This window comes from Paenibacillus thermoaerophilus, assembly GCF_005938195.1.
Classification (GTDB): Bacteria; Bacillota; Bacilli; order Paenibacillales; family Reconciliibacillaceae; genus Paenibacillus_W; species Paenibacillus_W thermoaerophilus.
The window spans coordinates 191,146-210,497 of sequence record NZ_VCQZ01000002.1; the positions used below are offsets into that span (position 1 = coordinate 191,146).

Here is a 19,352-nt window from a genome sequence, read left to right on the forward strand (position 1 = left end):
TTCGCCCGAGGGATCGCCCTTGCCTCACGCGCTAGGCTGCGCCCAGTCGAACCGGTGCGGAACACGGCGGGAATCCGCGTATCCGTCCGCTTCGCGCAGGCTGGACAACGCTTCAGTCGGACAAGCCTGCACGCACTTCAGGCATCCTTTGCAATATTGGTAATCGATGCCCTGCAGGAACATTTGCGGCCGGCCCTTCTTGTCCGGCTTCTCTTCCCAGACGAAGCAGAAATCCGGACAGACGTTGTCGCAAGCCGCGCAATGGATGCATTTCTCGTCGTCGAAGTCGGGCATCATGCCCGCGCGGGATATGCTGAGATCCTTCAGCACGCTGTTGCCGGGATTCGTGACGGTTCCGCCGATCGGCTGCGTCTCGTAGCCGAGCACCGGCGTGTCGTAACGGACGTACTCGGGCATCGCCGCGCCTTCGGGAAGCTCGAAGGTCTGGAATCGGACTTCGCTGTAGCCGCGCTCGAACGTACGGATCGCCGGTTGGACGGCGTTCGGGTATTTTTTCTCCAGCGATTTGCGGATGACCGCCTTCATCGCTTCCGGGTCGAGAAAGTCGCACAGCCGGAACAAGGCGCCCAGCATGGCCATATTGACCCGGTTTTTCTCCTCCAGCGCGATGCCGACCGCATCGACGACGGCAATCGTGCCGCCGGTCAGCTTCAGCAGCGACTTCAACTGCTCGGGAGATTTCGCGGAATTGACCAGCACCAGGCTGTCGGCGTAAATGCCGCTGATGACATTTACCGTTTTGTGCAGCGCTTCGTGGAAGATGCCGACGACATGCGGCCTTTCTACCGGAGAGGTGTCTCGGATGTGGGTCTCGGGATGACAGAAACGAATGTGGGCTTTAACTGGGGAGCCTTTCTTCTCGGAGCCGTACGAGGAAAAACTGACGCCGTTTAAACCGACGCCGACGACGCCCGCTTCCGCAAGCATCTTGCCGGCGAGATTTGCGCCGAGTCCGCCAATCGACTCTAGCCTAATCTCGAAAAATCCGAGATCGTTGACCTTCGGCAGCGTGACCATACCCCATCCCCTTCCCCTTCCTCTATATGAGAAACTATCAAATCTCTACTTCATCAATGTATCACGTTTGCAGCTTGTTTTGTGAACGCTTACTTATAGATCTTTCTTATAATTAATACGCATAATGCTTATAAATATTTCTTCATTAAAAAAGGGCGGACACCGCTGCCGGCATCGCCCTGAACGTCGGTTCGTCACACAAGAAATGGAAGGTCAACTTCAACCTGTACGCCGAAGCGCTGGGTAAAAAAGCCGAAGGCGACAAGGCGATGGCCGCGTACAATGAGAAAATTCAGGAAGCCAAGTCCAAGCTTGGCGACAAGCTGTCCAAACAGGTGTCCGTCGTCCGCTTCCTGCCGCAAGCTGTGCGGATTTACCAGAAGGATACGTTCGCAGGCGTCATTCTGAGCGACCTCGGATTCGCCCGACCGCCGGCCCAGGACAAGGATCAGTTCATGGAAGTCATCACGAAGGAACGGATTGCCGACATGGACGGCGATATCATGTTCTACTTCAATGCCGATTACGATGCGGATAAGGGCGGCACGAAAAACCAGGAGGCCTGGTTCAGCGATCCGCTGTTCGCCGGCTTGAACGTCGCCAAGAACAACATGGCGTTTAAGGTGGACGAAGTGATCTGGAACTTGTCCGGCGGCATTATTTCCGCCAAGATGCTGGTCGACGAGATCGTCACATACGCCGGGAAGCTGTAAGTGCCTTGACACAAAGGATAAAACGGCGCTACGTCCTTGCTCCAGGGACGTAGCGCCGTTTGCCGATATAAGGCAGGGCCCTTGACGAGCGCCGCGATATCCGGATTTTCGGACTGTCGCGCCTCCGGAGGGGCGCAAAGGTTTGCTCTCCTGCATCCCAAATCCGATGCGTTGCTTGGAAAGCCAGTCTTTCGCGCGAGACTATCCTCGGCGCAAGCATGGAGGACGCAACCGCAAAAAATATAACTGCATTTGTCGAATCCCCTTTTCTCCGCGCCGTATCCTCATTTTTTCTCGCTGGAAGCTCCCTTGCGCGGCCGATTGGGCCCTTTCGACAAATGCAGCGGCATTTTTTCTCGTTGCGGCCAGTCTCCCCGACCCGGACGGCAGCCGCGAGCGGCCGGAAAATCCGTTGCGGCGCGCGGCATCATCCCCGCCGGCAACCTGCTGCCCGTTCTAGCGAAGCCGCAGCGCCGAAGCTTCCACCGGCGGCACCAATCCTTCCGCGGCCGCCCGGCCCAGCAGCGCCTCCACCGCCGCATAGCCGCTTTCGCCGAGATTCGCCGTATAGGCATTCACATACAGCTCGATATGCGACTTCGCAACGGACGGGTCCATCTCCTGGGCGTGCCGCATGACGTAATCGCGGGAAGCTTCGGGATGGGCCCACGCGTATTCGACCGATGCCCGGACCCATCCCGCGATGCGTTCCAAGTCCAGCGACCGCTTGGCGATGATGGCGCCGAGCGGAATCGGCAGTCCGGTGTCTTCTTCCCACCAACTGCCCATATCCGCCAGCAGCGTCAGGCCGTATGAAGGGTACGTGAACCGGGCCTCGTGAATGACCAGTCCCGCGTCAACCCGCCCGTCCCGCACCGCCGGCATAATCTCGTGGAACGGGAGGACAACGATCTCCCCGACGCCTCCGGGCACCTGTTGAGCCGCCCATAAGCGGAACAGCAAATACGCCGTGGACCTTTCGCTCGGCACCGCAACCCGTTTGCCGGACAGAACGGCCGGATCAGACGATCCGCCGGCCGTCAGCACCAGCGGCCCGCAGCCTCTGCCCAACGCGCCGCCGCACGGAAGCAGCGCATACTCCTTCAGAACCCAAGGCAACGCCGCGTACGAAATTTTCAGAATGTCGAGATCGTTCGGACGCGTCGCCAGATTGTTCGTAATATCGATGTCGGCATACGTGACGTCGAGCTTCGGCGCTCCTTCGATCAGCCCGTGAGCCCATGCGTGAAAGACAAACGTGTCGTTCGGACACGGCGAATAAGCGATTTTCACCTGAACCACTCCTTCAAGGTTCGGCCGGCGGCCTCCAGCGCTTTCAGCGCGTCTCCGATCCGCCAGGCCGCGCGGTCGCGCGGTCCGACCGCATTCGATATGCCGCGTATTTCCATGACCGGCCGCCCGAACAGGCGGGCCGCCGCCGCGACGCCGAAGCCTTCCATCGCTTCGGCGGCGGCTCCCTCGACCCGCTCCGCCAACTTCCTCGCGGTTTCCGCCGTGCCGGTCGCCGTCGCGACGGTAAGCACCGGACCCGCCAGCGCCTCGATGCCGGACTCCCTCATCGCGGCGGCCAGCTCATCCGCGAGTCCTTCGGGCGGCCGCACGCGGCCGATGCCGAAGCCCAACTCGTCGATGCCGATGAAACCTTCCGGCGACTCCGCTCCCAGATCGGCCGCGACGATCTCGCTGGCCACGACGACCGCCCCGACCGGGGCCCGGTCCGGGAATCCGCCGCCGATCCCCGCGCTGACGACGAGGCCGTACTCCCCCGCGGCCAGTTCTCTGGCGGCGAACGCGGCCGCAGCCGCGGGGCCTGCCCCGCCCGCGGCGACATAGAAGCGGGGGTCTCCTTCCACCCCCCGCCATACCGCCTCCCTCTCGGCTTCGACGGCGGTCACGACCAGGATTCGTTTAGGCGAGATTGTCTCTTTCCCCATAAGCTGCCTCTCCTCTCGGCGCGATCCCTTCGCCTGGGTTAAAACCTGCCGCTTTTCATTATCCTCCGCGATGCCCGGATGGATTTGCGCCCATTTTGAAAAATGCCGCCGCGGACACGATATGTTTCGGTGGATTCATCGGTCGTCTTCCTCTCGCTCTAATGATCGAAGTTGATGATAAACCCCGTTTTCTTCCCTTTTACGAAGCCCGTCCTCTCATAAAACCGGTGAACCTCTTCCTGCCGGGACCCGGTCATCAGCATGACCTTGTAGCAGCCTTTGTCCTTCGCGATCTCCAGCGCTTTCTCCAGCGCCATCCGGCCGAACCCTCGCTTCCGGTACTCGCCATGGGTCACTACGTTTTCAATCAAGGCATACGGCCGTGCGGATCGCGTCAAATTTTTCACAACAACGAGCATGCAAGAAGCGACAATCACGCCTTCATGTTCAACCGCAATCATCCGGATGCTGTCGTCGTTCAAAATCTCCTGCCAATGCTTGCGCAACGCCTCGGTTATCGGCAGCTCCGGATCGTCCGGGTGCAGATAGGCATACAGCTTCAGCAAGTCCTCCAATTCGTCCGGCCGAAACAATCGGGCGTAGGCCATCCGGGTGATCCCTCCTTTCGCTTTGCTTTGTCCGTCCTGCTTCAGCGGCGGTCGTCCCGAATCAGGCCGTAGACGACATGATCCACGAAACGGTCGTACAGCCATTCCGCTTGTCTGACGGTCCCTTCGTTCACGAAGCCCAATCGTTCGGGAATGGCGCGGCTTTTCGCATTTTGCGCGGCCGCCCGGATTTCCACCCGGTTCAAGTCCAAGTCCCGGAACAAATAATCGATGAGGGCGGAGCAGGCTCGCGTCATTATGCCGCGTCCCTGGAAATCCGACCCCAGCCAGTAACCGATCGACGTCTTCCGGTTCGGCCAGTCGATGAAGTGCAATCCGATGCATCCCGCCAATTGGTTCCGGCAGGATATGCCCAACTGGAATCCGTTGTTGCGGGCGAAAGCTTGCAGACCGGCCTTGATAAACTGCCGGGTATGATCCGGACTCGTCGTCCCATCCACCCATGGCAGCCACTCTCTCAAGTAATCCCGGTCTTTGTCGGTCAGCCGGAACACGTCTTCCGCATGCCGTTCTTCCAATAGAAACAGCCGAATGTCTTCATCTGCTTGAATACTGAACATCGTTTACCCTCTCCGTACGTTTTTGATCGTCTCCGCCGACGTATCGTTCCGCATGATTACCGGTTCCGGAGGATCGACCGCAGCGCCTCGTCCAGATGCGCGTATTGAAAGCGAAAACCGGCCTTTTCCAGCCTGTCGGGGACAACCCAGCGGCTCTTCAGCACCAGTTCCGTCTCCGTTCGGATCAGAATAGCCCCCAGCTCCAGCAGCCACTTGGGAGACGGCAGGCCGACGCTTACGCCCATCGCTTGCCGAAGCCGGGCCATCAGTTCCCGGTTGGTGACGGGGTTCGGCGATGAGCCGTTAAACACGCCGCTTAATTCCTCGTTCTCGCGGATGAACAGCATGATCCGGTACAAATCTTCTAGATGAATCCAACTGAACATCTGATTGCCCGGCCCTTGGGCGCCCCCGAGTCCGAAGCGGACGAGATTCCGGAGCGGCTTCATGACGCCGCCGCCCGGACCCAACACGATAGCGATGCGCAAGGCGGCTTGTCTGGTGCGGGGCGGATTGAACGCAAAGAAAGCGCCCTCCCATGCCTTCGCCACTTCCACGGAGAAGCCCGATCCGATCTCGCCCGTATCTTCCGTCATCGGGCGATCCTCGGCGTGGCGGTAGATCGTCGCCGTACTGGAATTGATCCATAACGAAGGCGGGTTCACGCATCGCAGCAGAGCGTTGCCCAGCGCGGCGGTCGTCTCGGTCCGCGATCTCAAAATCTCTTGCTTGTTTTTCTCCGAATAGCGGCAATCGACGGACCTGCCTGCCAGATTGATCAACAGATCGGCGTTCTCCAGCGCCTCGACGATGCGTTCCCGACTTCCCCAGGGGATATGCCGTTCGTCTCTCGAGATGAGGACGACGTCGTCGCCTCTATCTCTGAACTGCTTCTCCAGATAACGCCCGATAAATCCGGTGCCGCCGGCCAAAACCACTTTCCGTTTCATCTCGGCTACTCCTCCCCTTGCCCCGTCATCGGAAGCCCCAATGCGCCGTCCCGAGAATCAAGCGACGGCTTCCAGCACCTTCGCCAGCGGCAGTTCCGCCATCGAACCGAGCCTCAGGCTCGCCCCGTCGAATGCCAGATGAGCCGTCGCCTCGTTCGGCACGACGACGCAGCGCAAGCCCGCCCCAAGCGCGGCGCGCAGGCCATTCTCCGAATCCTCGAACGCGAGGGCCTCGTTGCCGCTCACTCCCAGCGAATCCAGGGCCCGCACGTACAGCTCGGGATCGGGCTTCACGCGCTTCACTGTATCGCCCGTATGCAGCGAATGAAAATAATGCTTCAGATGATAGCGTTCCAGATACGGATCGATCCAACTGCGCGGGGAGCTGGAAGCGAGGGCGATCCCCAATCCGAGCTGCCGGGCCGCATCGAGGTAATCGCGAACGCCCGGTCTCAGGTCGGCATCGGCCATGATCTCCGCATGAAGCTCGCCGGCCCGCTTGCGGAGGGCATCCCGGTCGATCGTCTTGCCCAGCCGCCGCTCCAGCTCGACGTAAGGATCGAAGACGTCGTCCAACGTCCCGATGCATTGGGCGAACAGCTCCAGCGGGAGCTGCTCGCCGTGATCGGCGTATACGCGGCTGAACGCCTGATACCAGGCGGTTTCCGTATCGATAATCAGTCCGTCAAAGTCGAAGATCACCGCTTTAATCATAAAAGCCCTCCCTTGTGTGACGGAGAACCCCGCTCGGCCCACTGCCGGATCGCGTTCCATTCGAGCTGTTTGTCCGCAAGCGATTTGTTGTATTTGCCCGGCGTCGGACTGCTGGACGGAAGCTTGATGCAGACGCGGCGGTCGTCCGGACCGACCTGTCGCCTATAGGAATCGTACGCTTTGGAGCCGTTGCAGAAGACGGCCCGTATACCGGGATACCGGCGGTAAAACGCCGCGAAATTCTGCGTTCGCTCCTCCCGGATGCTGGAATCCAGACTGCCCGGGCGCACGCACTCCGCAAGCACGTCCCACAAAGCGATCCCATGCTCCAGCACGAACCGGATGCGCTCGTCGTAATCCGGATGAGGCGTACGTCCGAAAGCGCCGTAAACCAGCGTCCAAAACTGATTCCGCGGATTGGCGTAATATTGGTTGCGCTCCAGGGACTGCACGCCCGGCATGGAGCCGAGGATCAGAACGCGGGAATCCGGCCGGACGACCGGCTCGAACGAGCGGACCCGGCCGTCGCCGGCAGCGTAACGATCCGTCATCTTGATAGGCGTCATGCCGCCAGCCTCCCGTAACGTCAAGTTCATCCGATACCCAACAGTATAGCAGATTTGGAAGAGACATACGGAACCGATTCGATGAAAAAGAAAAAACCCCGAGCGTTCCGCAAGGAATGCTCCGGGGCAGTCTTCAGGCGAACTGAGCCTGATGCAGACGGGCATACACGCCGCCCGCCGCCAGCAGCTCCTCATGCCGTCCCTGCTCGGTGATTCCGTCTTCGGTGACGACGAGGATGCGGTCCGCGTGGCGGATGGTGGCCAGCCGGTGCGCGATGACCAGCGTTGTCCGTCCTTCGCCCAGTTCCTCCAGCGCCTCCTGAATGATGGCTTCGGTCTCCGTGTCGAGCGCGGACGTCGCCTCGTCGAGAATCAGGATCGGCGGATTTTTCAGGAACATGCGCGCGATCGCCAGACGCTGCCGCTGGCCGCCCGACAGCTTGAGTCCCCGCTCCCCGATGACCGTGTCCAGCCCATCCGGCAACGATTCGATCACCGACTCCAGATGCGCTTTGCGGGCGGCCTCCATAATCTCCTCGTCCGTGGCGTCCAAACGTCCGTAGGCGATATTCTCGCGGATCGTGCCGTTAAACAGGAAGACGTCCTGCTGCACGATTCCGATCTGCGCGCGGAGCGATCGCTGCGTCATCCGGCGGATGTCGATGCCGTCGATCGTGATCGATCCCGCATCGATCTCGTAGAACCTTGGAATCAGGTTGCACAAGGTTGATTTGCCGGCCCCCGACGGACCGACAAGCGCGACCGTTTCTCCTGCGGAGATCCGCAAGTGGATCCCGCGCAACACGTGCGAGTGATTCTCGTAACCGAATGTGACGCCGCGGAATTCGATATCACCGCGCAGCGGAGGCGCCTCGATCGCATTCGGCGCGTCCTTCACGTCCGGCTCCGTGTCCAGCAGCTCGCAGAACCGGCGGAACCCGGCCATTCCTTTCGGATAGCTCTCCATAAACGCGCTGATCTTGTCGATCGGCTTCAAGAAGATATTCACGTACAGCAGGAATCCGACCAGCGCCCCGTACGACAGTTCGCCCACATAGCTGAACCAGGCGCCGCAGACCAGGACGATCAGGGAGATTAATCTCGTCATCATGTACATGCCCGAGAAGCTGAAGGACATGGCCCGATACGACTGAAGCTTCGCCTTGCGGAAAGCGGCGTTCCGCCGGCTGAACCGTTCCATCTCGAATTTTTCGTTGGCGAACGACTTGACGACGCGAATACCGGCGATGCTGTCTTCGATACGCGCGTTGATGTCCGCAATCCGGGAAAACATTTGGCCGGCGGCGGCGCTGAGCTTTTTGTTGAAATACACGATAAGCGCGGACAAAACCGGGATGACGGTGAACGTAATCAGCGCCAGCTCCCAGTTGACCGTCCACATGATACCGAACGCCCCGGCAAACGTCATCAGCGCGATAAACAGGTCTTCCGGCCCGTGATGGGCCAATTCGCCGATATCGAACAGGTCGTTGGTGATTCGCGACATCAAATGCCCGGTTTTGGTGTTGTCGTAATACCGGAAAGACAGCTTTTGCAAATGATTGAACGCTTGCTGGCGCATGTCCGTCTCGATATTGATGCCGAGCATATGCCCCCAGTACGAGACGATAAAGTGAAGTCCCATACTGACGACGTACAGAAACAGCAGGCCGGCGGCGGCCCACACGATCATTTCCCAATCCCTCGTCGGAAGCAGTTCGTCGATCACCCATTTGACCGCGAGGGGAAAGGCCAGTTCCAACAGTGCGGCCAACACGGCGCAACCGAAGTCCAAGGCGAACAGCTTCGTGTGCGGCCGGTAGTAACCGAGAAAACGACGAATCACGCGGTTGACCTCCATGAATATATGAGAATGATTATCATCATAGTGCAATAGACACGAGGCGTCAAAACATCCCTTCCCTATAAGCGATTCTCCGAATACGGCTTCAGGCTGAATCGCGTTTGCCCGTCCCCGACGGACAGCGTATGCGTCGAGAGCCGCTCCAGGAACCGGCCTTCGTCCGCCTCGATCTCGCCGGCGAGCGCCGCCATCAGCGTCGATTTGCCCGCGCCGTTGACGCCGACGACGCCGATCCGGTTCTCCCGCTTCATGACCGCCGGTCCGCCGCATCCTTGCGCAAATCCGCCAGCTCTTCTTCCGCCACCTTGCGGCCGCCGTAGCGAACCTCGCTGTACAGACGGACGAGCCGATCGGCCGCCACGTTCAGCCGGATGCCGCCGCGCTGCCACAACCGGCCGGTCTCCAGGGGCGTCAGACTGGCTTGGTGAACGTAGCCCTTTCTCTTCGCTTGGCGGACCGCGTCCGCGTACACTTCGCGCAGACGTTCCTCATTCGTAGCCGGCCCCTGCTTGCCCCGACCGCTCAGGCGCTTCAGGAAGCGGAACGCCCGGCCGATCCGCTCGGGCCTTTCCAGCTTCTCCGTCTCGTCGCGGAAGCCTGGCCCGGCATCTTCGACGGATACCGGATGCAACCATCTCGCGATCAGCCGCTTGACCCACCGAACCAGCATCGGAAGCCCCGTGCGCCATAACCACCGGCCGAGATAGAACAGAGCGGCGACGGCAGCCGCCACCATCGCCGCCCACATCAGACGCTCAAGCCATACCCACAGCCAGAACGGCTCTCCCGGCTCGGCCGGGAACATCTCCTGCCGCTGCGGCGTCCGCTCGGGCATCGGCGGAGGCTCTTCGGCCGGCATACGTTCGGGCCACAGCCCGATCAGCCAGCGCCACAGCTCGCGCAGCGCTTCCGGAAGCAGGCGCAGCGCGCCGATCCCGAACACGGCGGCGAGCAGCAGCGCCGTCCATCGCCGGTTCGCCTTCCGGACCGAGACCGACGGCCGGTCGTTCTCCGAGCGCGAGAGGGCTTCGTTCAGCAGCACCTTGTTGTTCAGATCCGCGAACAACAGGATCAGGCTTAGCATGCCGGCCCATCCGATCCAGCGGCGATACTCTCCGAAGTGATCTACCGGCAGAGCCAAGCCGATCGCGGCGCTTGCGTAGCCGACGATCCCGGCGGCGTACACCGCGATCGGCAGCCATCCCTCGCCCGCGTACGCGCGGGACAACGCGCCCCGCGCCGCCATGACGATCCCGGCGCCGAACCAGACCAGACCCGACGGCATGTTCCCGAAGGCGTAAAACTTGGATAAAGCGCCGGCCATGATGCCGAGCAGGATGCCCGGCCAGACGCGCTTCGTCCAGACGACGCCCATCCACGCGGCCGTATAAGACAAGAGCAGCAGGAGGAGGCAGAAGATCAGGGGGCGTCCCGCCTCCGACAACCGGTCGATAAAGACGGCATACGGCAGCAGCACGAGCAGCTCCAGCGCTCCGTACAAGGCGGCTCGTCCGGCTTGGTCAAACCGCAACCGTATCATGTCCGATCCCCTCCCGTTCCGGCGTCGCTTGCGGGATTTCCAGCACCTCCACCCGGTGGCCGGCTTGGCGGAGGCGGTCGATCTGGCTCGACATCTGCCCGGATACTTCGCACGTCACCAGCACATAATCGGTCCGGTCGCGGGAGGGCGCAGCCAGCGCCAGATCCGCTTCCTCGCGAAGCATCTCGTAGAACGGCAGCCGGCAGCGCATCGCGATTCCGGCCATTTCGGCCAGGATGGCGTCCCGGCCGATAACGCCGGCCTCCGGTTGCAGCCGGACGGGTTCCCCGCCGTCCCGTTCGGCGTTGTGGGCGAAGCCGACCGCCAGACCCGCTCCGGTCACACGCGTGGCCAATGTGGCCGCGATGCGGATTCCCGTCTCGATGCGCTCCGGATCGCTGACATCCCGCCACATCCCCTCCGACACTTCGACGTTCAGCAGCATCATCAGCCGCAAATCCGCGGTATAGTCCCGCTTGTGGACGAGCCATTCCTCCTGCCGCGAGCTGGCTTTCCAATGAATCCGGTTCATCGGGTCCCCGTCCCGGTACGGACGAATGCCCGCGAACTCGAACGGGTCCTCCACGATCCAGCGCCGAACGGTCAACTCGCCCATCAGGCGCACGGCCGATGGAGGCAGCTCCGCATCGGATAGCAGGCGCGGATAGACGATCAGCTTCGCTTCCGTCGGGAGAGACCGGGTGCTGCTGCGCAATCCGAGCAAATCTCCGTAGGTGACGGCCACGGACTGCATCCGGAAGATTCCCCGGCGGCGGCACGTCAGACCGTGAACGCGCCGGATTCGCGTGTACGGCTGGAGGCTGAACAGGCTTTTATGGTATTGGAACAGCTCCCCGCCCCTGTTCACATTCACCTCCTGCATCGAATCGAAGTGCAGCGAAGCGTCCACATTCGTCTCGAAACGCACCCACGGCACCGGCAGCGGTTTGGCGTTCTCGATGATTTCCGCCAGCTCGGCGCGGTCTCCCTCGTACACGCGGTCCGTCACAAAAAAGCGGCGGTAGGACAGCTTCCGGCTGCCGAAACGGTGGATCAGAGCCATTTGCGCCCAGGACACGGCCACGGCGACGATCATCATCCACAGCATCGGACCGTCCTCAGTCGGCGCCGATCGCCGCTTCGGTCGGGACGGGCACGGCGGCGAGCAAGCCGTCTACGACCTTCTCCGCCAGACCGTTCTCGGCGCGGTGGCGGTTGCGAAGCACGATCCGGTGCGCCCACACCGGCTTGGCCATCGCCTTGATATCGTCGGGCAGGACGAAGCCGCGGCCGTCGATCGCCGCCCGGGCCTGGGCCGCGCGAAGCAGCGCTTGCGTCGCCCTCGGGCTGATGCCGAGCGCAAGCTCCGGTTGGTTCCGGCTTTGCTCGGCCAGCCGCACGATATACCGGAGCAGATCGGGCTCCGCCTTGACTTGGGACACCGCGCGTGCCGCCGAGGCCAGTTCGTCCGGCTCGGCGACGGCTTCCGTCTCGGCCAGCGGATCGGCGGTCCGGAACCGGTCGAGGATGGCGACGCCCTCTTCCGTGGACGGATATCCCATCGCGATTTTCAGCAGAAACCGGTCCAACTGCGCTTCCGGGAGCGGGAACGTGCCCTGATTGTCCACCGGATTCTGCGTGGCGATCACCATGAACGGCTGCGGCAAGCTATGGGTCGTGCCGTCGATGCTGATCTGCCGCTCCTCCATGCACTCCAGCAGGCTGGATTGCGTGCGCGGCGTCGCCCGGTTGATCTCGTCCGCCAGAACGAGATGGGCGAACAGCGGTCCCGGCCGGAACTCGAATTCCTCCGTCTTTTTGTTGAACGCCTGAACCCCCGTCAAATCCGAAGGCAGCAGGTCCGGGGTGAACTGCACCCGGCGGAACGCGCACTGAACCGACCGGGCCAGCGTCTTCGCCAGCAGCGTCTTTCCCGTGCCCGGCACATCCTCCAGCAGCACGTGGCCGCCCGACAGCAGCGCGATTAGCAGGTGGTCGACGACTTCGGTTTTCCCGACCATCACCCGGTGGATATTGTCGCGGATGCGGTCCGCAAGCCTTTTGACGTCATGCGCGTTCATCGGATCATCTCCCCATTTCGCCGGCGATAGCGTGTTTAAATTGGCTTTCAAACATGCGGCTGTAGTAGCCGCCGGTTCGCATGAGCTGCTCGTGGGTGCCCGCCTCGATGATGCCGCCCTTGTCGATGACGAGAATCTGGTCCGCGTCCCGGATCGTGTTCAGCCGGTGCGCGATGATGAAGCAGGTGCGGCCCTGCATCAGCTTGAGCAGCGCTTCCTGAATGCGCAGCTCCGTCCGGGTGTCGATGCTGCTGGTCGCTTCGTCCAGAATCAGAATCGGGCTGTCCGCCAAGATGACGCGGGCGATGGCGAGCAGTTGCCGCTGGCCCTGGCTCAGATTGCCGCCGCTCTCCGACAGCATCGTGTCGTAGCCGTGCGGCAGCCTGCGGATGAACTCGTCCGCTCCGGCCAAGACGGCCGCCCGCCGCACCTCCTCCTCTCCCGCCTCCGGCCGGCCGTAGCGGATGTTCTCCGCGATCGTGCCCGAGAACAGATACGTATCCTGGAGCACGATGCCGAAGCATCGCCGCAGGCTCTCCCGCGTATACGTCCGGATGTCCCGGCCGTCGAGGTAAATCGCCCCTTCGCTGACGTCGTAGAACCGCGTCAGCAGATTCACGATGGTCGTCTTGCCCGCTCCCGTCGGACCGACGAGCGCCACCCGGCTGCCGGGCGCGGCCTCGAAGCTGACGTTCCGCAGGATCGGCGCATCGGGGCGGTAGCCGAAGCCGACGCGGTCGAACCGGACGCGGCCTTCCGGCTGCACGAGCGCCGTCGCGGTCTCGCCGTCCGCCGGCTCCTCCGCTTCGTCCAGCACCTCGAAGGCCCGTTCGGCGCCCGCGATCCCGGACTGCAGCAGGTTGTACGTATTCGCCAGATCGTTCAGCGGCCGGACGAACTGGCGGGAATAGCCGATAAAGCTGGCGATGACGCCGACGGAGATGTCTCCCCTGACGGCCAGCACTCCGCCCACGATGGCGATGGCGGCGAACCCGATATTGTTGATGACGCCCAGCATCGGCATCAGGAAGCCGGACACGATCTGCGCCTTTAATCCGACCTCGAACAGCTTTTTGTTCACTTCTTCGAATTCTTCGATCACCTTCGACTCCCGGTTGAACGCTTTGACCGCTTCGAGTCCGGAGATCGTCTCCTCGATATGCCCGTTCAACCGGCCGAGCTGCGCTTGCTGCTCCTTGAACAGCACGCGTGTCCGCCGCGTGATGCCGCGGGCGAGCGAATAGACGAGCGGAACGGTGATCAGCGACGCCAGCGTCAGGACGGGACTCAGCCACACCATCAAAACGAGCGAGCCGACGATGGAGATCGTTCCGTTCATCAACTGCGCGGAAGATTGGGAGATCGACTGGCTGACATTGTCGATATCGTTGGATAACCGGCTCATCACCTCGCCGTGCGGCTTCGAATCGAAATAACCGAGCGGCATGCGCTGGAGCTTGGCGAACAGCGCCGTCCGCATGTTGCGCACGATGCGCTGGGCGATGCCGGCCATCAGCCAGCTCTGGAGAAACGCCAGCCCGCCATCCGCCATATACGCGGCGGCCAGCGCCGTCAGGACGATCCGCAGCACGCTCCAATCGACCGTTTCCCCAGACATCGCGTCGACGGCGATCCCGATCAGATAGGGAGTGCCCAGCGTGATGGCGGAGTTGATGAGGATAAAGAGAAATACGGCCGTCAGCAGCTTGCGTTCGCCGCCGATATACCGCCACAGCCGCTTCAGCGACGCGCCGAACTGCTTCGGCTTGACGACAGGCCCGCGCGAGCCCGGATGCCCTCCGCCGAAACCTCCCAACGGACGAATCGGCGCTCCGGCGGCATCGGCGATCGGCCTCGCTCCGGCGTCTCTTTTATCGGGTCCGGACATCGCCGATCGCCTCCTTTCCCATCTGCGAACGGTAGATTTCCCGGTACACGGCGCAGTTCCCGAGCAGCGACTCGTGCGTGCCGACGCCGACGACCGAACCCCGATCCATCACCACGATCTTGTCCGCGTCCATGATCGACGAGATCCGTTGGGCGATCAGAATGCAGGTGATTCCTCTCGCATAGGTGCGGATCGATTCCTTGATGCGCGCTTCCGTCAGCGCGTCGACCGCGCTTGTGCTGTCGTCGAGCACCAGGATGTCCGGCCGGCGGACGAGCGCCCGCGCGATGGATATCCGCTGCTTCTGACCCCCGGACAAGTTCACGCCGCGCTGGCCGATCCTTGTCTCGTAGCCTTCCGGCAGAGCCGTGATGAAGGAGTGGGCTTCTGCCATTTTCGCGGCTTGCTCGATCTCCTCCCGGGTCGCTTCGTCGCGGCCCCAGCGGATATTGTCGGCGATCGTGCCGGTGAACAGCACGCTTTTTTGCGGCACGATGGCGATGCGTTCGCGCAGCAGGCTCGGACGGATTCGCCGAACGTCGATGCCGTTTACCTTGACGGTTCCGGATACGGCGTCGTACAACCGGGGAATCAACCCGATCAAGGTGCTTTTCCCCGAACCGGTCGAGCCGATGATGCCGACCGTCTCGCCGGGTAGAACGGTGAGATGGATGCGGCGAAGCACGGGTTCGCCCGGCGAGCCGGCATACGAAAACGTCACGTCCTCGAAATCGATCCTTCCCCGTTCCCCCGCCCGTTCCCGGACTTCTTCCGCTTGTCCGGCGGACATCGCATCGCGCTCCGCGAACACTTCCCCGATCCGGGCCGCCGAAGCTCTCGCCCGAACGAACATGTTCACGACCATCGAGACGACCATCAGCGCAAACAAAATCTGCGTCATGTAGTTAATGAAGGCGACGATATGGCCGACCTGCATGGCGCCTCTGTCGACGCCCAGCCCGCCGAAGCCGAGAACGGCCAGAATGCCCAGATTGACGGTCAGCACCGTCGCCGGATTGAACAAGGCCATGACGCGGGCCACCGCAACCGAGCGGCCGGTAAACTCGTCGTTGGCGCGGGCGAACTTCTCCACCTCGTAATCGTGGCGGTTAAACGCGCGCACAACGCGGACGCCCGACAAATATTCGCGCATAACCCCGTTTAACCGGTCCAGCGCCTGCTGGACGCTCAGAAACCGCGGAAACCCGAGCTTCATGTTCAGCGCAACCAGCAGCGCGACGATCGGCACGATGACGGCCGGCACGATCGACAGCTTGGGACTCAAGCTGACCGCCATAATCAAGCTGCCGACGCCGAGCATCGGCGCCTTGACGAAAATGCGCATAAGTCCGTTGACGAAGTTCTGCACTTGCGTGACGTCGTTCGTCAGCCGCGTGACCAGGGAAGCCCTTTCGAAGCGGTCGATGTTCGCAAATCCGAGGGACTGGATATGCTTGAACAGGTCGGATCGAAGCTCCGCGCCGAACCGTTGGGACACGCGGCTCGCGATCAAGTTGCGGGACGCCGCCGAAGCCGCGCCCACCGCCGTAACGAGAAGCATCAAGCCGCCCAGCTTCAGGACGACGTCCATTCTCTGCTCGGCGATCCCCCTGTCGATGATAAAGGCCATAATCGTCGGTTGAAACAAGTCGCACAGCGCCTCGATGAGCACAAAGAAGACGGCGCCCAGAAATGGCTTCCCGTGCTTTTGAATGTAGGGAGCCATAAATTTCAAGCCGTTCGCCTCCCGTCCGCTTCCAATAGATGTCTCCTTCAAACATACTCCTAGCGAGGCGGATTGTCACGTTTAAATTTTGCCGGGAACCGGTCCCGCCGTTGTTCCCGTCCGCCCGTTCCGGGCAGTATCCGCATCGGACAGTTGCAGCATATAATGATTCGACTCGCATCACAAGCATTCGCAAGGGAGGGGCGCGAATGGCAGCCTATTTGAATTTTCGCCGGACGATGAACAGGATCGGACGGGCATTGAAACGGAAAAGGCCGCTCTCGCTCGTTCGGATCGGGGACGGGGAGAACATCGTGCTTGCCCAAAATACCGTCTGGCCGATGCGGCAAGTGCTGGAGCAGCCGTGGGCCGTCAAAGCGAACCAAGGGCTTATGGGCGTTCGGCTGCCCAATCTGCAAGTGCGCGATCGGATGGTGCGCGCGATCCGGCAAGCGACGATCGTCGGCGTGCTTCCTCCCGGCGACCGGATCATCAAAGCTCCCGCCTATCTCAAACGGCCGCTGACCGACAAAGTTTTCCGTTACTACGGCTTGAAGCCGAAGCTGGTCTGTCATGCCTGCGTCAACAGGCAAATGCCGGGCAAGCGGCTGTTCTGGAAGACGATCCGCAACAGACGCCTTCTGATCGTCAACCGGGACCCCGACCGATTGCGCCAAAAGCTGGAGCGGCAGTCCCGCGCGATCCGCGTGACGGAAACGGTCCGGCTTGAGGATGCCGGAGAGCTTCCCCTGGCGATGAAGCGGATCTACGCCGCTCGCCGCAAATTCGATCTGGCGCTGCTGTCCTGCGGGGTCAACGCGGTGATCCTCGCGCCGTGGATCGCCGGCAAGACGGGCCGCGTCGCTATCGACTTCGGCAGCGCATTCCCGGATCGCAGCGCCGGGGACCGCAAGCGCAATCCCGAGGCGCGGGCGTCCCGCTTGCGTTAGGCCGATCCGCCGCCCAGCTTGACCACTTGCGCGGCTGTCCCCCGGCCGCCGATCGCATGGCGGGTGTCGTAGACCAGCTTCGCGCAGGCGGCGATTCTCTCCGCCGGCATGACGGAATGATCGGTATGCACGATCACGCAATCCGCTTCCGCGATCGCTTCCGCCGTCGGCTCGACCGCCGTCAGCGTCAGCCCGGACGCCAATCGGAGCGAGGCGACGAACGGGTCGCAGAACCGGACGTCGGCGCCTTCCTCGACCAGCAGCCGGATCAGCTCCAGGGCGCTCGATTCCCGCAGATCCGCCACGTCCCGCTTGTACGTGACGCCGTATACGAGAATCCGGGCCCCGGACAGCGTCGTGCCGGGCGCCAACAGTCGCCGCACTTCCGCCGCCACATAAGCGGGCATGGAAGCGTTGATTCGGCCGGACAGCTCGATGAAGCTGCTTTCGAGTCCGGCCTCTTTCGCCTTCCACTGCAAGTAGAGCGGATCGACGGGAATGCAGTGGCCGCCGATGCCCGGACCCGGGTAAAAAGGCATAAAACCGTACGGCTTCGTGGATGCCGCCGCGATCACCTCCCAGATGTCGACCTTCAGCCTGTCGCAAACCAGCGCCAATTCATTGATAAACGCGATATTGACAAGCCGGAACGAATTCTCCAGCAGCTTGGCCGTCTCCGCGATCTCCGGGGTCGGCACCGGCACGATCCGGTCGAACACTTGGCCGTACAGCTCCGATGCTTTCGCCCGGCAAGCGGCCGTTACCCCGCTGACCAGCTTGGGCACCTGATGGAGCGCATATTGCTTGTTTCCGGGATCGATCCTCTCCGGCGAATACGCCAGGTGAAAATCCCGTCCGGCAGACAAACCTCCTTGTTCCAGAATCGGCCGGACGATCCCGGTGGTGGTGCCGGGGAACGTCGAACTTTCGACGACGATTAGTTGGCCCGGCTTCAGATGAGGCCTTATCCGCTCGCAGGCGTCGCTCAAATGCGACAAATCCGGCGTCCGCTCCTCCGTGAGCGGCGTCGGCACGCAGACGACGATCGCGTCGGCCACGGCCAGCGCGGCGAAATCCGTCGCCCCGCGCAGCATTCCCGCCTCGACGGCTTGGCCGACAACCGAGCCGTTCACATCCGGGATGTAGCTGATGCCTGCGTTCAGCTTGCGAATCTTCGTCTCGTCCGTATCGATCCCGATCACTTGATGCCCCGCCCGTACAAAAGCGGCGGCCAGAGGCAGGCCGACGTAACCGAGCCCGACTAAACCGATGACGCTTGCCCCCGCATGGGCCGCCGCGCGATCGCTGGTACCCAAGCCGTTGTCCCCCTTCTCCCGCCCTCTCAACGCTTATTGGATAGAATATGAGAGAAGAGGCGAACGGAAACGTCCGGTGTCCGAAGGCCATAGCCTTTTCCGAAGAGGAGCGCATCTATGAACAGCGCAGAAAAAAACGGGGTGACGATCGTGACCGCAACGATGCGTCCCCCCTATATCGACAACGTCTTCCGAAATTACGCCCGGCAGAAATGGAAGCCCAAAGAACTGATCATCGTGCTGAACAAATCGGGCATGCGAATCAGCCGTTACCGGAAGTTCGCCGCCCGTTATCCGAACGTGCGCGTCTTCCGCCTCCCGGAGCGGAATTCGCTCGGGCAATGCCTGAACTTCGCTGCCAAGCAGGCGAAATACCCGTACATCGCCAAGTTCGACGACGACGATTATTACGGTCCCGCCTATATTCCCGAAGCGATGAGCCGGTTCTCCCGGCAAAAAGCAGACCTCGTCGGCAAGCATTCGTTTTTCTTTTATTTCCCCCACCTGAAGGTACTGGCGTTAAGAGTGCGGGCCTTCCATCCCTATTCCGGCCGGAACCGGATCGCCGGAGCGACGATTATGTTCCACAAGCGCGTGATGCGCAAAGTCCAATTCAGCCGTGTGCGCCAAGGCTCGGACGTCAAGTTTGTGGAGGCGTGCCTTCGCGAAGGGTTCAAGCTCTCCGGCACGTCCCCGTACCATTTCGCCGCGATCCGCCGGGCCAACCGCCTGTCGCATACGTGGAAAGTGTCTGAACGCGAGCTGCTCGCCGGGAAGTCGATGCGCCTGATCAAGACGGAACACTTCGAGAAATACGTTAACCGGCAGGTTCTGCTGTGAATCCGTCCGCCGCCGATCCCTG

General features: G+C 61.9%; 18 protein-coding genes and 1 pseudogene. 3 read left to right on the top strand and 16 right to left on the bottom strand.

The window, feature by feature from the left end; genetic code table 11:
• Positions 1-24: 24 nt before the first annotated feature.
• A complete protein-coding gene (locus tag FE781_RS02515) occupies positions 25-1,038 on the bottom strand; it encodes a 2-oxoacid:acceptor oxidoreductase family protein (protein WP_138788051.1) in 1,014 nt (337 codons plus the stop codon).
• 179 nt (positions 1,039-1,217) lie between these two features.
• On the opposite strand from FE781_RS02515, the gene FE781_RS02520 reads away from it, so the two are divergent.
• The gene (locus FE781_RS02520) at positions 1,218-1,751 is read left to right on the top strand and encodes an ABC transporter substrate-binding protein (RefSeq protein ID WP_425464970.1); all 534 of its coding nucleotides are present in this window, start codon (positions 1,218-1,220) and stop codon (positions 1,749-1,751) included.
• A 456-nt stretch (positions 1,752-2,207) separates the two neighbouring features.
• On the opposite strand, the gene FE781_RS02525 is transcribed toward FE781_RS02520, so the two are convergent.
• The 14 genes and pseudogenes from FE781_RS02525 to FE781_RS02590 form a co-directional block, all read right to left on the bottom strand.
• Positions 2,208-3,044: a 1,4-dihydroxy-6-naphtoate synthase gene (locus FE781_RS02525; protein WP_138788053.1), complete on the bottom strand. Its 837-nt coding sequence runs from the start codon at positions 3,042-3,044 to the stop codon at positions 2,208-2,210.
• Entirely contained in the window at positions 3,041-3,706 is a 666-nt protein-coding gene (locus FE781_RS02530) for a futalosine hydrolase (protein WP_138788054.1), read from the bottom strand. The genes FE781_RS02525 and FE781_RS02530 overlap by 4 nt, the downstream gene beginning before the upstream one ends.
• 158 nt (positions 3,707-3,864) lie before the next feature.
• Positions 3,865-4,314 (bottom strand): GNAT family N-acetyltransferase, encoded by a 450-nt coding sequence (locus tag FE781_RS02535; protein WP_138788055.1) that lies wholly within the window; start codon positions 4,312-4,314, stop codon positions 3,865-3,867.
• A 41-nt stretch (positions 4,315-4,355) separates the two neighbouring features.
• The gene (locus FE781_RS02540) at positions 4,356-4,895 is read right to left on the bottom strand and encodes a GNAT family N-acetyltransferase (protein WP_138788056.1); all 540 of its coding nucleotides are present in this window, start codon (positions 4,893-4,895) and stop codon (positions 4,356-4,358) included.
• 56 nt (positions 4,896-4,951) lie between these two features.
• Complete coding sequence (locus FE781_RS02545) at positions 4,952-5,845, bottom strand: TIGR01777 family oxidoreductase (RefSeq protein WP_138788057.1); 894 nt, start codon at positions 5,843-5,845, stop codon at positions 4,952-4,954.
• A gap of 57 nt (positions 5,846-5,902) precedes the next feature.
• Positions 5,903-6,559, bottom strand: coding sequence for an HAD family hydrolase (locus FE781_RS02550; protein ID WP_138788058.1), 657 nt, complete (start codon positions 6,557-6,559; stop codon positions 5,903-5,905).
• A complete protein-coding gene (locus tag FE781_RS02555; protein ID WP_170209396.1) occupies positions 6,556-7,125 on the bottom strand; it encodes a DNA-deoxyinosine glycosylase in 570 nt (189 codons plus the stop codon). The genes FE781_RS02550 and FE781_RS02555 overlap by 4 nt, the downstream gene beginning before the upstream one ends.
• 133 nt (positions 7,126-7,258) lie before the next feature.
• Positions 7,259-8,971, bottom strand: a complete 1,713-nt coding sequence (locus FE781_RS02560; RefSeq protein ID WP_138788060.1) for an ABC transporter ATP-binding protein — start codon at positions 8,969-8,971, stop codon at positions 7,259-7,261.
• 170 nt (positions 8,972-9,141) lie between these two features.
• Positions 9,142-9,228, bottom strand: a pseudogene (locus tag FE781_RS17700) (ATP-binding cassette domain-containing protein); the annotation flags it as partial.
• Positions 9,229-9,236: 8 nt separating this feature from the next.
• The gene (locus FE781_RS18055) at positions 9,237-10,529 is read right to left on the bottom strand and encodes a DUF4129 domain-containing protein (RefSeq protein WP_138788062.1); all 1,293 of its coding nucleotides are present in this window, start codon (positions 10,527-10,529) and stop codon (positions 9,237-9,239) included.
• Positions 10,510-11,637, bottom strand: a complete 1,128-nt coding sequence (locus FE781_RS02575; RefSeq protein WP_138788063.1) for a DUF58 domain-containing protein — start codon at positions 11,635-11,637, stop codon at positions 10,510-10,512. The genes FE781_RS18055 and FE781_RS02575 overlap by 20 nt, the downstream gene beginning before the upstream one ends.
• A 10-nt stretch (positions 11,638-11,647) precedes the next feature.
• Complete coding sequence (locus FE781_RS02580) at positions 11,648-12,610, bottom strand: AAA family ATPase (protein WP_138788064.1); 963 nt, start codon at positions 12,608-12,610, stop codon at positions 11,648-11,650.
• A 4-nt stretch (positions 12,611-12,614) separates the two neighbouring features.
• Positions 12,615-14,498, bottom strand: coding sequence for an ABC transporter ATP-binding protein (locus tag FE781_RS02585; RefSeq protein ID WP_138788065.1), 1,884 nt, complete (start codon positions 14,496-14,498; stop codon positions 12,615-12,617).
• The gene (locus FE781_RS02590) at positions 14,482-16,233 is read right to left on the bottom strand and encodes an ABC transporter ATP-binding protein (protein ID WP_138788066.1); all 1,752 of its coding nucleotides are present in this window, start codon (positions 16,231-16,233) and stop codon (positions 14,482-14,484) included. Before FE781_RS02590 ends, FE781_RS02585 begins: the two co-directional genes overlap by 17 nt.
• Before the next feature lie 200 nt (positions 16,234-16,433).
• On the opposite strand from FE781_RS02590, the gene FE781_RS02595 reads away from it, so the two are divergent.
• Entirely contained in the window at positions 16,434-17,174 is a 741-nt protein-coding gene (locus tag FE781_RS02595; RefSeq protein WP_138788067.1) for a GT-D fold domain-containing glycosyltransferase, read from the top strand.
• On the opposite strand, the gene FE781_RS02600 is transcribed toward FE781_RS02595, so the two are convergent.
• Positions 17,171-18,490, bottom strand: a complete 1,320-nt coding sequence (locus tag FE781_RS02600; protein WP_246068001.1) for a nucleotide sugar dehydrogenase — start codon at positions 18,488-18,490, stop codon at positions 17,171-17,173. The genes FE781_RS02595 and FE781_RS02600 overlap by 4 nt on opposite strands.
• Before the next feature lie 117 nt (positions 18,491-18,607).
• Between FE781_RS02600 and FE781_RS02605 the strand changes: the two genes are divergently transcribed.
• The gene (locus FE781_RS02605; protein WP_138788068.1) at positions 18,608-19,330 is read left to right on the top strand and encodes a glycosyltransferase family 2 protein; all 723 of its coding nucleotides are present in this window, start codon (positions 18,608-18,610) and stop codon (positions 19,328-19,330) included.
• Positions 19,331-19,352: the final 22 nt, after the last annotated feature.